This window comes from Pseudomonas sp. LS-2, assembly GCF_003605735.1.
Classification (GTDB): Bacteria; Pseudomonadota; Gammaproteobacteria; order Pseudomonadales; family Pseudomonadaceae; genus Aquipseudomonas.
In genome coordinates this window covers 103,639-118,074 of sequence record NZ_QXTJ01000014.1, presented here as the reverse complement: position 1 = coordinate 118,074, position 14,436 = coordinate 103,639, and the positions used below count along the sequence as shown (strand labels likewise).

General features: G+C 59.1%; 12 protein-coding genes. 5 read left to right on the top strand and 7 right to left on the bottom strand.

The annotated features are described in order from the left end of the window. On the bottom strand, positions 1–1,048 hold a 1,048-nt coding region (locus D3M70_RS07605), incomplete at its 3' end, for an MFS transporter (protein ID WP_133306446.1). Between the two features lie 273 nt (positions 1,049–1,321). Here D3M70_RS07605 and D3M70_RS07600 point away from each other — a divergent pair. Beyond that, positions 1,322–2,335 (top strand): LacI family DNA-binding transcriptional regulator, encoded by a 1,014-nt coding sequence (locus D3M70_RS07600; RefSeq protein WP_120125196.1) that lies wholly within the window; start codon positions 1,322–1,324, stop codon positions 2,333–2,335. A gap of 101 nt (positions 2,336–2,436) precedes the next feature. Here D3M70_RS07600 and D3M70_RS07595 read toward each other — a convergent pair whose 3' ends face one another. The 6 genes from D3M70_RS07595 to D3M70_RS07570 all read right to left on the bottom strand — a co-directional run bounded on the left by D3M70_RS07595 (position 2,437) and on the right by D3M70_RS07570 (position 9,622). Beyond that, complete coding sequence (locus tag D3M70_RS07595) at positions 2,437–3,174, bottom strand: SDR family oxidoreductase (protein ID WP_120125195.1); 738 nt, start codon at positions 3,172–3,174, stop codon at positions 2,437–2,439. A 2-nt stretch (positions 3,175–3,176) separates the two neighbouring features. After that, on the bottom strand, positions 3,177–4,709 hold the full coding sequence (locus D3M70_RS07590) for an FGGY-family carbohydrate kinase (RefSeq protein ID WP_120125194.1): 1,533 nt from the start codon (positions 4,707–4,709) through the stop codon (positions 3,177–3,179). Between the two features lie 168 nt (positions 4,710–4,877). Beyond that, positions 4,878–5,966, bottom strand: coding sequence for an alcohol dehydrogenase catalytic domain-containing protein (locus D3M70_RS07585; protein WP_120125193.1), 1,089 nt, complete (start codon positions 5,964–5,966; stop codon positions 4,878–4,880). A 140-nt stretch (positions 5,967–6,106) separates the two neighbouring features. After that, positions 6,107–7,066, bottom strand: coding sequence for an ABC transporter permease (locus D3M70_RS07580; RefSeq protein ID WP_120125284.1), 960 nt, complete (start codon positions 7,064–7,066; stop codon positions 6,107–6,109). Between the two features lie 4 nt (positions 7,067–7,070). Continuing rightward, positions 7,071–8,582 carry a sugar ABC transporter ATP-binding protein gene (locus D3M70_RS07575; RefSeq protein WP_120125192.1) on the bottom strand — a complete coding sequence of 504 codons (1,512 nt, stop codon included), beginning with the start codon at positions 8,580–8,582 and terminating at the stop codon, positions 7,071–7,073. 92 nt (positions 8,583–8,674) lie between these two features. Then, complete coding sequence (locus D3M70_RS07570) at positions 8,675–9,622, bottom strand: substrate-binding domain-containing protein (protein ID WP_120125191.1); 948 nt, start codon at positions 9,620–9,622, stop codon at positions 8,675–8,677. Between the two features lie 493 nt (positions 9,623–10,115). Here D3M70_RS07570 and D3M70_RS07565 point away from each other — a divergent pair, with 493 nt between their 5' ends. The 4 genes from D3M70_RS07565 to D3M70_RS07550 all read left to right on the top strand — a co-directional run bounded on the left by D3M70_RS07565 (position 10,116) and on the right by D3M70_RS07550 (position 14,407). Continuing rightward, complete coding sequence (locus D3M70_RS07565; RefSeq protein WP_120125190.1) at positions 10,116–11,375, top strand: OprD family porin; 1,260 nt, start codon at positions 10,116–10,118, stop codon at positions 11,373–11,375. A 179-nt stretch (positions 11,376–11,554) separates the two neighbouring features. Further along, on the top strand, positions 11,555–12,379 hold the full coding sequence (locus D3M70_RS07560; protein WP_120125189.1) for an NAD(P)-dependent oxidoreductase: 825 nt from the start codon (positions 11,555–11,557) through the stop codon (positions 12,377–12,379). Between the two features lie 67 nt (positions 12,380–12,446). Continuing rightward, entirely contained in the window at positions 12,447–13,334 is an 888-nt protein-coding gene (locus tag D3M70_RS07555) for an SMP-30/gluconolactonase/LRE family protein (RefSeq protein ID WP_120125188.1), read from the top strand. Between the two features lie 89 nt (positions 13,335–13,423). Further along, a complete protein-coding gene (locus tag D3M70_RS07550) occupies positions 13,424–14,407 on the top strand; it encodes a TRAP transporter substrate-binding protein (protein WP_120125187.1) in 984 nt (327 codons plus the stop codon). Positions 14,408–14,436 lie beyond the last annotated feature (29 nt).

The following is a 14,436-nucleotide window of genomic DNA, read 5'->3' as shown; positions in this document are numbered from 1 at the left end:
CCGAGATCGATACGTAGAGCACGACGAAGAACGCCGACGTCACCGCAGCTTTCTGATGGGGCGGACTGCTGGCCGTCACCGCCCCCATGCCTGCGCGCAGAATCATGCCCTGGCCGATTCCCGCGAGCAGGCCCGCACAGACCAACAACAGCAAGCTCGCGGTGCCGATGCTCAATCCCAGGCACACCATGCCTATGATCAAACCCACGCAACCGAGGCTCATGTGCAGTGTTTTTGGCAGCCATTGCAGTGCGCCCTGGCCAAGAATCGAGGCCACGAAAAACAGACCGATCACTGCACCGATCAATAACCCGCCGTGGACGTCCATGATGTGAATCATCACCGACGGCACCATGCTGGTGAACAGCCCTGCAACGCTGAAGCCCGCCAATCCTGCGATGGACGCTGAAATGAACACGCTGCGTACCGGGGCTGGAACCGAGGGTTTCTGGATGCTGAGTTTCAGTTGCTCCGCACGCTCCACCGTCTCACGAATAACAGCCACGCCGACGGCGGCGAGCAAGAGCAACGCCAGGTGAACGTAGAAAATCAGATGCAGCGGATCGGCCAGATGTTGCGAAGTAAAACCGGCCAACAGTGGCCCGATCCCAAGCCCGAGCATATTCGCGGCGGTGGCCATCAGGGTAGCGTTCTTGAAGGTCTTGGGCGCCAGCTCGATCACTGCGACGGTCGCCGTGCCGGTCATGATTCCTGCAGAAAGCCCTGAGAACAGTCGCCCGATCAGCAATCCGGTAATCGAGTCGGTGCAGAGGAAAATCACCGCACTGATCGCGCCCATCAAGAGGCCAGCCAGCAGCATGGGCCGGCGCCCCAGTCGATCCGACCAACTGCCGACCGCGAGCAGCGCCGCGATCACCCCGGCGGCGTAAATGGAAAAGATGATGGTCAGCCAGCTCGCGTCGAACCCCAATCGCTGCTGATAGATGGCGTAAAGCGGCGTGGGAAGCGTAGTGCCCAGCATGGCAATCAACAGCGCTCCTGCGGCGATGAAGAAATCGCGAGAAGAAGGTGAAGCAGACGGGGTCATGAATCCTCCAGACGGATAAACGGACACACATTATCGGTCGATTGCGTACAAAACGTCGGAAAAGTTTGCGTAGCGAGTGGACCCCTGCCCTAACCCTTACGTTCGGCAGTAATGTCTGCGCTGTCTGGGAAGGCCCGAAAAATGGTGATGAAAACGTTAACATCATGAGCATCGGTGTCACCGCTTACGCCCTTCATCGTGCTAGCCTTGCCACATCTTTCGACGACTGTGACTGCCCTAGAAGTTGTCCGGTTTCAAGGCAGCCAATAGCCCATGACTAAAAAGACACCTGTCACCATTTCTGACATTGCCCGCCGCGTAAACATGACCCCGGTTACCGTTTCACGCGCCCTGAACAAGCCAGATCTGGTCAAGCCGGCCACTTTGGCGCGCATCCTCGAGGTGGCGCAAGAGCTGGACTACGTGCCCAACGCCTTCGCCCGCAGCCTCAAGCGCAGCGAAAGCATGATCATCGGCGTGATCACCGCGTCGGTGGACAACCCGTTCTACAGCGAGATGATCAAGGCCATTTCCCGCGAGGCCAAGAAGCACGGGTACACCATCATGTTGGTGGACACCGACGGCTCGGAAGAACTCGAAGGCAAGGCGGTCGACACCCTGCTCAGCTATCGCGTGGCAGGCATCGTGCTTTCTCCCGTCTCCGACGAGCCGGAATACCAGCCCGGCTACCTGAGCCGTCTGAGCAACGGCGACGTTCCCGTGGTGCAACTGGACCGCGCACTGCACGGCAGCCTCTTCAGCCATGTGGTGCTGGACAACTATCACAGCGGCCTCAAGGGCGCGCGCTACCTCTTGGCGCAATGCCCGACGATGAAGCGCTTGCTGGTATTGACCGGCCCGGCGCATTCGCGGATCTCCGAGGAGCGCCTCAAGGGTGTGAAAGCGGCATTGGCTGAGAGCGGCAAGCAGGTGCAACTGGATGTCTTTGCGGGAGATTACACCCTTGAGCCATCGTATCGAAGCACGCTGAACTACCTGAAAGAGCAGTCGGCGCCGGATGCGATTTTCGGCTTCAACCAGTTGATCACCCTCGGCGCCATGAGAGCCCTGCGCGATTGCGGTATCGCCCATGAAAGCCTGCCGATCTGCGGCATTGACCGCCTCCCCTTCGCTGACATCTTCGGCATCCCCATCGCCTGCATCGCCCACGACGCCTCTTTGGCGGGCAGCAGCGCGGTGACCATGCTGCTGGAGCGGATTCAGGATCGGTACTTGCCCAAGGCCAAGGTGGTGATTGTCGGGGAGTTGGAGAATGGGGTGTCGTAAGAGCATTACTTCGCTGTAGCAGCACGGCTTCCCGGCCGTCGGGACTCCGAGGACGCCACCGCCGGCAAGCCGGACTGCTACAGAATATTCCGCGAACGGTTTCAGCGACTGGTATACCCCCCATCGATCGGCAACGAAACGCCGCTGATCATCGACGCCGCATTGCTCAGCAAGAACAGGATCGGCGCCGCCACTTCCGAGGTCTCGGCAAAACGCCCCAGCGGGATGGCGGCGAGCGCTGGATCACGTTTGCTCGGCTCGCTCCAGGCCATCTGGGCCATAGGCGTCAGGGTCACCGTGGGATTCACGCTATTGACCCGAATCCCGAACTTGCCCCACTCCCCGCACTGCACGCGGGTCATGGCATCCATGGCTCCTTTCGACGCGCAATAACTCAGGTGATCGTCCAGCGCCACCAGCGATGCCTGGCTCGACACGTTGACGATGCTGCCCTTCACACCCGATCCGATCATTGCCTTGGCGACACTGGCGGCCGTCATCGCTGCCGCGCGTACGTTGACCGTCATCACTTGATCGAACGCGCCTGCACTGACCTCGGTCGCGGCCTCCAGGATCGATATCCCCGCGCAGTTGACCATGCCGTGCATGACGGGCAGTTCGCCAAGCAGAGCCCCGAGCTGCAGGTGATCGGCCATGTCGATGCGCAGCACCTGACAGCCTTGAGTCGCCAATTTCTGTAACGCCAGAGGATCGCGCCCCATGGCATAAACCTGGGCGCCGGCCTTGAGCAATTGCTGCGCGACTTCCCAGCCAATGCCGCTGCTGGCGCCGGTGACCAGAATGCGCTGGCCGCTGAAATCAAAATGGGCGGTGTTCACATTCAAGCTTCCTGCAGACGATGCATGATCGGTTTCAGCGCGGGATACAGCGCTACGTAATCGGCGAACAGACGCGAATACAGCGCGACGTTTTCCGCCTGCGGTTCAGCTCGGCGCTCCAGTTGCACCCAGCCTTTGTGCACCTGTTCTTCATCGACCAGCCCGACTGCATGAGCCGCCAGCAAGGCGGCCCCCAACGCTGCTTCGACTTCCTGAACGATGGTGTAGACGGGGAAGTTGGTGACGTCGGCGATGATTTGCATCCACAGGTCCGAATGACTGGCGCCACCGACCACGATCAGTCGCGGGTCCAGCGATTGCGCGCCTTTGCTGCCCGCTTCGATGTTGTGACGCAGCGCGAAGGTGACGCCTTCCAGCACCGCCCGATACAGGTGGATTCGGCTGTGGTAGAGATTCAGGCCAACGAAACTGCCGCTGGCCTTGGCGTCCCAGACCGGGCTGCGTTCGCCCATCAGGTATGGCTGGAACAACACCCCTTCGCTGCCGGCGGGAATCTGTGTCGCGGCGCGTTCGAGGATGACGTGGCTGTCCTCCCCGGTCTCGCGCCCCTGTTGTTCTTCGGCCTGGCAGAACTGCTCGCGAAACCAGCTCACCGAGGCGCCTGCGGTGATCGCGCCGCCGAAGATGTAAAGATCTCTGGCGCCGTTGAAGACATGGGGGAAGCTCACCAGACCATGCCGCGCATCGACCTGTTGATTGAGGTAGCCCCAACACATGCTGGTGCCGATCATCGCGACGTGGTTGCCCGCTTGAGTGACGCCGGCCGCGAAGGTCGCCATGGCCGCATCCACGCCGCCGCCAAGCAACGGGATGCCTGCAACGAGGCCCAGGCGCTCGGCCCACTCGTCCAGCAGTCCGGCGGCCACTTCACCGGAGTGCACCAGGCGTTCCGGCATCATCGAGCGGGGAATCCCCAGCGCATCGAGCATCTCGGTCGACCAGCCGCGGGCTTCGACGTCATAGACGCCGCCAATGTTGCCAGCAGAACTGTGATCCACGGCAACTTCGCCGGTCAGGCAGTAATTGATGTAGCTGTTGGGCGGCAGCAGGTAGCGGGTATCGGCCCAGACTTGCGGTTGCTTGTCCTTGAGCCAGAGCATCTTGGTGAAACCGTAATAACTGTCCACCGAGTTGCCGGTGATCGCATACAGGCGTTCCAGATCGACGTTCTGGTTGACCCACTGGACCTGTTCTTCCGCGCGCCGGTCCATCCAGATCAGGCACGGGTAAAGGGGTTTGATCTGCGCATCGACCGCAATACCGGAGCCGCCGTAGAGGCTGCTGACGCAGAGTGATTTGACGCTGCCCTTGGGCACGGCGCTTTTCTTCACGCAGGCCGCGACGCAAATTTCCACGGCGTCCAGCCACACCTGCGGCCACTGCTCGGCCCAGCGCGGTTTGGGGGTGTCGACCTTATAACTGTGACTGTGCTGCGCGACGATGCGGCCCTGAGCATCGACCAGCAATGCCTTGGTGCTCTGGGTGCCGATGTCGACCCCGATGACGTATTCCATCTTCGTGCGCTCTCTTGTTATTGGATGTGTAACGCCACAAGGCTTTGGTCTGGCCACTTGTGGGAGTTGGCTTGCTGGCGAATGCGGTGTGTCATTCAACGCATCAGTGCATGACCGCACGCCTTCGCCAGCAAGCCGGCTCCCACGCCCCTCGGGCAGAAGCTCCGATCAACCGTTCACCGGCTTGAGCAGCACCTTGATCGACTTCGTCGAATCCGCCAGTGCGAACGCTTCGGCGTAGTCATCCAGGCCGAAATCGTGGGTGACGATGCCTTCGGACGTCACCAGCCCGCGCTCGAACAGGTCGATGGCGATGGGGTAGCAATACGGGCCCAGGTGCGCACCGCGAACGTCCAGCTCCTTGCGGTCGCCGATGATCGACCAGTCAGCGCTGGTCTCTGCGCCAAACACGCTGAACTCGACGAAGCGGCCCAGCTTGCGAATCAGATCCAGCCCTTGGGTCACGCCAACCGGCACGCCTGTGGTTTCGATGTACACGTCGCAGCCGTAGCCGTCGGTGAGGCCGTTGATGATTTCTTTCGCATTGTCGCGGCTCGGGTTGATCACCACGTCGGCGCCGAACTTCTTCGCCAGTTCCAGACGCTCGTCGACCATGTCGATGACCACCAGCTTCTTCGGCGTCTTCAGCGCCGCCACCTGAACCATGCACAACCCCAGAGTACCTGCACCAGCGATTACCAGTACGTCATCGAGCTGCACGTCGCCACGGTTGACGGTGTGAATCGAGCAAGCCATCGGTTCGATCAGTGCAGAATCTTCCAGCGAGACCGACTCGGGAATCTTGTGCACGATGGCGGTTTTCGGGATGCGCATGTACTGGGCCATGCCACCTTCGGCCACGTCTTTCTGGAAGCCGAAGATGTTGTGGACTTCGCACATCCAGTACTTGCCGGACTTACAGAATTTGCACTTCTCGCAGGGCACGATCTGTTCGGCGATGACCTTGTCGCCAACCTTCACGCCGAAGTGCTCTTCAGCGCCTTCGCCCACTGAATCCACGTAACCGAAAAACTCATGGCCTGGCACCACTGGCGCCTTGACCCACGGGCTTTCCCCGCCCCAGAACATCGCCGCGCCCGAATGGCATTTGCAGTCACTGGCGCAGATGCCGCACGCGCCGATACGAATGACCAGCTCATTGATGCGCGCGACCGGTTTGGTGATCTGCTCCAGACGGTAGTCTTTCGGGGCGTGGCAGACGACGGCTTGCATGGTGGTTTTTGTGTTTTGTTCCATGTCGGGTTTCCTTGTGAGGCTGATGGGTGATCTGTAGGAGCGCGCTTTCCCGCGATTGCGTCATGTCAGACGACACCGTGTTTCAGGGCTGACGTCATCGCGGGCAAGCGCGCGCCTACAGGTGCAGTGTTCAAATCGGTCTATTTATGCCGCTGCCGACTGATGAAAATCGCCAGCAGGATGATTGCGCCCTTGATCACGCTCTGCACATAAGGCGAGACGCCGAGCATGTTCAAACCATTGTTCAATACGCCCAGAAGCATGGCGCCCACCAGCGTGCCAATGATCACGCCACGGCCCCCGGCAATCGACGCACCGCCGAGCACCACCGCTGCAATGGCATCCAGTTCGAAACCAACGCCGGCGTTGGGCTGGCCGCTCATCAAGCGCGAAGACAGCACCAGTCCGGCAATCGCCGCCGTCAGCCCGCTGATCGAATACACCAGCAACTTGAATCGTGAGGCACGTACCCCTGACAGGCGCACCGCCTCTTCGTTGCCGCCAATGGCGTAAACGTAACGCCCGATGCGCGTGTGTTGCAGCAGCACCCAGGCGAAGAAGTAGGTCACCAGCATGATCAGGATCGGCACCTGAATGCCGAACAACGTGCCGCGACCAAACCAGGCAAACCAGTCAGGCATACCCGAGATCGGGTAGCCATCGGTGTACATCAGCCCCAGCCCGCGAGCGATGCCCATGGTCGCCAGCGTCACGATGATCGGCGGCATTTTCAGGTAGGCGACGAAGATTCCGTTACCGACGCCAAACCCCACGCCAATCAGCAAACCGATGAGGATCGCAATCGGCGCCGGTACGCCCGCCACCATCAAGCCGGTGGTCAATGTGCCGGACAATGCCATCACCGGCCCGACCGACAGATCAATACCACCGGTGAGAATCACGCAGGTCATGCCCACGGCGATGATCGCGTTGATCGACACCTGCCGCGCGATGTTTTCCAGGTTCGCGCCGGTCAGGAATTTGTCACTGGCGAAGATCATGAACACCGTGACCACAACCAGCCCCACGAAGGGGTAAAACGCGGGAGAGCGGATCAGTTGAGCGAAGTTGAGCTTCATTCGGTTGGGTTGTGCGGTCATGGTTTTAATGGAGGTGTTCACTGTTCAGACTCCCGGTGGCATGGCGCATCACTTCCTGGGGATTGATGTCGCTTGCCTGCAGCACGTTGACGATGGCGCCCTTGTTGAAGACGGCTACGCGGTCGCACATGCCGATGATTTCCGGCAGTTCCGAGGAGATCATGATGATCGCGAAGCCTTGTTCAGTGAGTTTGCGCATCAGGGTGTGGATCTCGGCCTTGGCGCCGACGTCGATGCCTCGGGTCGGTTCGTCGAAGATCAGGATGTCGCAGTGATGATTGATCCAGCGCGCAATGACGACTTTCTGCTGGTTGCCGCCGCTGAGGTTCAGCACCCGGCTTTCGCAGTTCGGCGCCTTGATCGACAACTGCTTCATCAGCTCGGCGGTGGTGGTGTCTTCCTTGTGCCGATCCAACAAATGCGCCGCGCTCTCGTACTTGCCCAGATTGTTCAGCGAGATGTTCTCGCGAATGCTGAAATCGACGATCAGCCCTTCGCTCTTGCGGCTTTCCGGCAGCAGTCCGATACCGTTTGCCAGCGCGTGAGCCGGATCGCTGAGATTCACAGACTGACCGCGCAGCAACACGTCCTTGCTCACCACAGGCAACGCGCCGATCACACCCAGCGCCAGTTCCGTACGCCCTGAACCGACGAGACCGGCAAAGCCGAGAATCTCGCCCTTGTGCAGATTGAAACTGTTATGCGGCCCATTGCGAACCAGTTGAATGTCGCGCACTTGCAGCACCACGTCGCCTTTCGCGTGAGTCGGCTTGGGAGGGAAGCTCGCCTCCAGGCGACGTCCCACCATCATCTCGACGAGGGTGTCGATGTCGCTGTCGGCTACGGTCAATGCGCCGACATTCGCGCCATCGCGCAGCACGCTGATGCGGTCGCAAACCTGGAAGATTTCCTCAAGGTGATGGGAGATGAAGATCACCGCCACGCCCTGATTCTTCAGCTCGCGCATGATGTCGAACAGCAGTTCGGCTTCGGACGGTGTCAGGGTCGCGGTGGGTTCGTCGAGAATCAGCAGACGCGCTTCCAGGGCCAATGCCTTGGCGATCTCGACGAACTGCTGCTCCGCCACGCTCAGGTGCTGCACCGAACAGTCCAGGTTGATCTTCACACCGAGACGATCGAACAGCGCGATCGCCTTCTCGCGCATCTCGTTTTTGCGCAGCAGTCCGAAGCCGTTGACGATCTCGTGACCGAGGAAAATGTTCTCCACGGCATTGAGATAGGGGATCAGGCTGAACTCTTGAAAGACGATGCCGATGCCCGCGGCGATGGCTTCGTTGTAGGTCGCGAAATGTTGTTCCGCGCCATCGATACGAATGCTGCCCTGATCCTGATGTTCGACCCCGGCGAGGATTTTCATCAGCGTGGACTTGCCCGCGCCGTTCTCGCCGAGCAAGGCATGAATTTCGCCGCGCTCGACCGAAAGATTTATCGACTTGAGCGCATGCACGCCGGGATAGCTTTTACAGATGTTTTCCAATTGCAGAAGGCAGCTCATACGCACCTCATCGCAGCACGGCTCTGTGTCAAAGCAGAGCGTCAATCCGTGGCGCTCGCCGCACGGATGTCAGGCGAGCGGCGACACGCTCGTCACCAGGTAAAGGTTTTAGCTTTGGCCTGATCCACCAGCAGGATGTCGACCGGGATGGTCGCCGGGACTTGCGAGCCCCACTTCCTGGCGAGCGCCAGGCCCAGCGCCAGACGTACCTGGTCACGTGGATATTGAGCAGAGGTGGCGATGAACTTGCTGTTTGGCTTCTGGATTTCCTTCACAGCCTCCGGCGAGCCGTCGACGCTGGTCAGCTTGACATCCATGCCGCTCGATTCGATGGCCGCCAGCGCGCCGAGCGAGCCGTTGTCATTGACGCTGAACAGGCCTTTCATGTTCGGCTGCGCCTGCAACATGTTCTCGGTCACGCTGAGCGCCTGATCACGTTCCTGCTTGCCGTTCTGAATGCTGACGATCTTGATGTCCGGGTGCTTGGCCAGCGCGTCTTTGCAGCCGCGCACGCGCTCAAGGATCGGCACCACAGCGATGCCATCGAGGATGCCGACATCACCCTTGCCGCCGATGTTCTTGGCCAGATACTCACAGGCCTGCACACCCGCGTCGTAGTTCTTGGAGCCGACGAAGGAATCGAGCGGGCCGTTGGCCTGAGCATCGACCGCAACGACCACGACGCCTTTGTCGTGGGCCTGCTTCACGGCAGACTGCACGCCCACGGAGTCGGTCGGGTTGATGATGAGGATGTCGATGCCCTTTTGCAGCATGTCTTCGATGTCGCTGATCTGCTTGGAGACATCGTGGCGTGCGTCGGTGACCAACAGGGTCGCACCAATGCTGCTGGTGGCGTCCTGACGAGCGTCCTTCATGGTCACGAAATAAGGGTTGTTGATCTCTTGAAACGAAGCACCGACTTTCAGCGGACCGGCTTTGGCAGCATCGGCGGCTTGAACGGTGAAGGAACCGGCGCACGCTACAGCCACAGCGAGCGAACAGAAAACGGCGGAGAAGCCCTTCTTGAGGCGAATTGTCATAGCGAAAAATCCCGTTGTTTTTATTGTTAAAGCGGAAATGTCATCGTTAACATTTTTGAAGCTAGCAGAGAAACAATTGCTCCGCAACCGCTGCTCGTCACAGGACATTCGTCGGCTGGATGCCTCAAGCAAAATATTCAGGCCAAGCGGAGTTGACAGCACAATTATCTCTGTCGATACTCGGGCCTGCGTTGTACGACAACGCATAACAGATAACAACAATAAAAAAGGAATATTCTGATGACACCCAGGATCCGTCTGCGCTCATCGCGCCCACTCAATCAGCGTCCGCTCTCCCCCCCAGACCTCTACTTCGCTATTGCCGGTTTCACTCCCGGCTGAATCGAGCGGCTGCTCGTTCAACAAGCGCTGAAGCAGGGTCGATCGCGCCTCAGCCAATCAACCAGATCATGTCGATCAATGGATTACCTGCGTTCGTATTCGAAGCGATCATCGGTGCGCGCGCGTTGGCAAAAAAGGGAGAACAATAAAAATGAATTTTCAGACCACTACCCGTTCCTGGCTATTACTGGGAGCAGGCAGCGTTGCGCTTAGTCTGCCCGGCATCAGCCACGCAGAAGGTTTCATTGATGACACCAAAGCCTCGCTCAATCTGCGTAACGCTTACTTCAATCGAAACTTCACCAACCCGGCTAACCCTCAAAATTACGCCGAAGAGTGGACGCAAAACTTTATCCTCGATGTGAGATCCGGCTTTACGCAGGGCACCGTCGGCTTCGGCCTGGATGTACTGGGGCTTTACTCTCAGAAGCTTGATGGCGGCAAGGGAACAGGCGGATCGCAGTTGTTGCCGATTCATGATGACGGCCGACCTGCTGACAATTTCGGTCGACTGGGCGTCGCGGCCAAAGCGCGTGTCTCCAATACCGAATTGCGTGTCGGTGAATGGATGCCGGTTCTACCGATTCTCCGGTCTGATGACGGACGCTCGCTGCCACAGACATTCCGTGGCGGACAGATCACATCCAAAGAAATCGCTGGTTTCACGCTCTATGGCGGTCAGTTTCGCGGCAACAGCCCGCGCAACGACGCCAGCATGGAAGACATGTTCATGAACGGTAAATCGGCGGCATTCAAGTCGGACCGGTTCAATTTCGGTGGTGGCGAATACACGTTCAACGAAAAGCGCACCCAGGTCGGCCTCTGGTATGCGCAACTGGAAGATATCTACCAGCAGGAGTTCCTGAACCTTGTTCATAAGCAACCCGTAGGCGACTGGACGCTGGGCGCCAATCTCGGTTATTTCCAGGGCAAGGAAGACGGCCGCAAACTGGCTGGCGAACTGGATAACAAGACCGCTTATGCGATGCTTTCTGCCAATTACAAAGGCAACACCCTTTACCTTGGCCTGCAAAAGCTCTACGGCGACGATCAATGGATGAGAGTCAACGGTACCAGCGGCGGCACCCTGGCCAACGACAGTTACAACTCCAGCTATGACAATGCTCAGGAGCGCTCCTGGCAGCTTCGTCACGATCTGGATTTCGCGATCTTCGGCATTCCCGGTTTAACCATGATGAACCGCTACATCAGTGGCGATAACGTTCATATCGGGGCCGTGACCGATGGCAAGGAGTGGGGTCGTGAATCTGAACTGGCCTACACGGTACAAAGCGGGACGTTCAAGAGTCTCAATTTCAGATGGCGCAACTCTTCGATGAGACGCGATTTCAGCACCAATGAATTCGACGAGAACCGCATATTCGTCAGTTACCCGATCTCGCTGCGGTGAGTGCGATTTAGCAGGATCTTGCGCGATGACAGGTCCACGCGGGTGTCGAGAAACAACGCGATGAAGGGTTCAACTTTCGTCGCGTTGACAACATCCACAACCGTTACCGATAATCGCGCAAACGTCATACGACAACCGATGACACCTATAACAACAACATAAAAAACAGGGCTTCTCCGATGACTCAATCCAACGCCCAAGCTCCGTTCAATCGCCTTCTGTTGACGGGTGCCGCTGGCGGTCTCGGCAAGGTGTTGCGCGAAAGCCTGCGTCCCTATGCCAACATCCTGCGTCTCTCCGATATCGCCGACATGGCCCCCGCTGCCGGTCCTCACGAAGAAGTGCAGATCTGCGACCTGGCGGACAAGAATGCTGTTCATCAACTGGTCGAAGGTGTCGATGCCATCGTCCATTTCGGTGGGGTGTCGGTCGAGCGCTCGTTCGAAGAAATCCTAGGCCCGAACATCTGCGGCATTTTCCACATCTACGAAGCGGCGCGCCGTCATGGCGTGAAGCGGGTGATCTTCGCCAGTTCCAATCACGTCATAGGTTTCTATCGCCAGGACGAGACCATCGACGCCAGCGCCCTGCGCCGACCTGACAGTTACTACGGCCTGTCCAAATCCTACGGCGAAGACATGGCCAGTTTCTATTTCGATCGCTATGGCATCGAGACCGTCAGCATTCGCATCGGCTCTTCGTTCCCCGAAGCACAGAATCGCCGCATGCTCGCCAGTTGGTTGAGCTATGACGATCTGACCCAACTGATCGAGCGCAGCCTGTTCACGCCCAATGTCGGTCACACCGTGGTCTACGGCGCGTCGAACAACACAACGGTCTGGTGGGACAACCGCCTGGCGAACCATCTGGGTTACGAGCCCAAGGACAGCTCCGAGCAGTTCCGCGCCAAGGTCGAAGCCCAACCCAAGCCTGCCGCGGATGATCCGGCGATGATCTATCAGGGCGGCGCGTTCGTTGCCTCAGGCCCGTTTGGTGACGAGTGATCCCCGGCAATAAAAACGGTCGGACATTGCGCCGACCTTGCCCGATAAACATCAAGGAATGATCGTCATGCAGGCTGAGTTGATCCTCGATGCACGCAATGCCACCGGCGAATGCCCGGTGTGGAACGCGAAGGAACAAGCGCTTTACTGGGTAGACATTCCGGCGAAGCGGCTGCATCGCTGGAGCCCGCTGGATAACCGAACGCAAAGCTGGGAAGCGCCGCAGATGCTCGCGTGCATCGCAAGCTATGGCGACGGCAGTTGGCTGGCCGGCCAGGAAAACGGGCTGTTCCGGATACGTCCCGACAACGACGGCACCGTTACGTCGGATCGGCTGATCGACGTTCGGCATCCGCGCTCGAACATGCGCTTCAATGATGGCCGTTGCGACCGGCAGGGTCGTTTCTGGGCCGGCACCATGTTCATGGACATGGCCGAAGCGTTGGAGGTGGGCTCGCTGTATCGCTTCGACGGCAGCCAAGGCGCCGCGCTCACCCCCTACATCACCAACATGATTGTTCCCAATGGCTTGGGCTTCAGCCCCGATGGCACGATCATGTACCTCTCCGACTCGCATCCATCCGTGCAAAAAATCTGGGCGTTCGACTACGACGTCGACAGCGGGACACCCCACAATCGTCGCCTGTTCGTCGACATGAACCAATACCCTGGCCGTCCCGATGGCGCGGCGGTCGATGCCGATGGCTGCTACTGGATCTGCGGCAATGATGAAGGCCTGATCCATCGCTTCACCCCTGAGGGCAAGCTCGACCGTTCGCTGGCCGTACCGGTGAAGAAACCGTCGATGTGCGCTTTTGGCGGCCGTGATCTGGACACCCTGTTCGTGACCTCGATTCGACCCGGCGGCGACCTGAGCGACCAGCCATTGGCTGGCGGTGTATTTGCTTTGCAACCTGGGGTAAAGGGACTCGAAGAACCGCATTTCAAAGGCTGAGCCCCACGCTTCGCCAGGACAGTCAGCCGCACCGTTTCAACATCGTAACGATCAATCTGAAAAAACAATAACAACACCGGAGAACATCCATGGACTTCAAACGCAAGCTCATTGTCGCAGCACTTCCTCTGGCGTTCTGCCTCGCGAACTCGGCACTGGCAGACGTCAAAATCAAATTCGCCGAAGTACACCCCGCAGGCTACCCCCCCGTGGTCGCCGAACAGGAGATGGGCAAGAAACTGGAACAGCAAAGCAACGGCGAGATCAGCTTCAAGATGTTCGCCGGTGGCGTGCTCGGCTCGGAGAAGGAAGTGGTCGAGCAGGTCCAGGCCAATGCCGTGCAAATGACCCGCGTGAGCCTTGGGATCGTCGGGCCCGTGGTGCCGGACGTGAACGTGTTCAACCTTCCGTTCGTATTCCGTGATCACGCCCACATGCGCAAGGTCATCGACGGCGAGATCGGTCAGGAGATTCTCGACAAGATCACCCAATCCGATTTCAACCTCGTCGCGCTGGCGTGGATGGATGGCGGCACGCGCAACCTCTACACCAAGAAACCGGTGCGTAACATCGCCGACCTCAAGGGCATGAAGATCCGCGTGCAAGGCAACCCGGTGTTCATCGACACCATCAATGCCATGGGCGGCAACGGGATTGCGATGGCCACCGGCGAGATCTTCAGCGCCCTGCAGACCGGCGTGATCGACGGCGCCGAGAACAATCCGCCGACCATGCTCGAGCACAACCACTATCAGAACGCCAAGTTCTACACGCTGACCCAGCACCTGATCCTGCCGGAGCCGGTGGTCATGTCCAAAGCCACCTGGACCAAGTTGACGCCGGAACAGCAGGCGCTGGTGAAAAAGCTTGCGGTTGAAGCCCAGGCTGAAGAACGCGTGCTGTGGGACAAGAAATCCGCAGAAAGCGAAGCCAAATTGAAGGCCGCCGGGGTGGAGTTCATCACCTTGAGCCCTGAGCAGAAGAAGGCGTTTTACGATGCCACGGCCGGGGTACGCGAGAAGTACGGCGCGCCCTACGCCGACCTGATCAAGCGCATCGAAGCGGTTCAGTAACTCCTTCAGCCTGATAACCCTCCGGTAGC

Coding starts and splice junctions, on each gene's coding strand:
- D3M70_RS07600 (WP_120125196.1), top strand. CDS start 1,322: ATGACTAAAAAGACACCTGTCACCATTTCTGACATTGCCCGCCGCGTA.
- D3M70_RS07590 (WP_120125194.1), bottom strand. CDS start 4,709: ATGGAATACGTCATCGGGGTCGACATCGGCACCCAGAGCACCAAGGCA.
- D3M70_RS07585 (WP_120125193.1), bottom strand. CDS start 5,966: ATGGAACAAAACACAAAAACCACCATGCAAGCCGTCGTCTGCCACGCC.
- D3M70_RS07580 (WP_120125284.1), bottom strand. CDS start 7,066: ATGACCGCACAACCCAACCGAATGAAGCTCAACTTCGCTCAACTGATC.
- D3M70_RS07575 (WP_120125192.1), bottom strand. CDS start 8,582: ATGAGCTGCCTTCTGCAATTGGAAAACATCTGTAAAAGCTATCCCGGC.
- D3M70_RS07570 (WP_120125191.1), bottom strand. CDS start 9,622: ATGACAATTCGCCTCAAGAAGGGCTTCTCCGCCGTTTTCTGTTCGCTC.
- D3M70_RS07565 (WP_120125190.1), top strand. CDS start 10,116: ATGAATTTTCAGACCACTACCCGTTCCTGGCTATTACTGGGAGCAGGC.
- D3M70_RS07560 (WP_120125189.1), top strand. CDS start 11,555: ATGACTCAATCCAACGCCCAAGCTCCGTTCAATCGCCTTCTGTTGACG.
- D3M70_RS07555 (WP_120125188.1), top strand. CDS start 12,447: ATGCAGGCTGAGTTGATCCTCGATGCACGCAATGCCACCGGCGAATGC.
- D3M70_RS07550 (WP_120125187.1), top strand. CDS start 13,424: ATGGACTTCAAACGCAAGCTCATTGTCGCAGCACTTCCTCTGGCGTTC.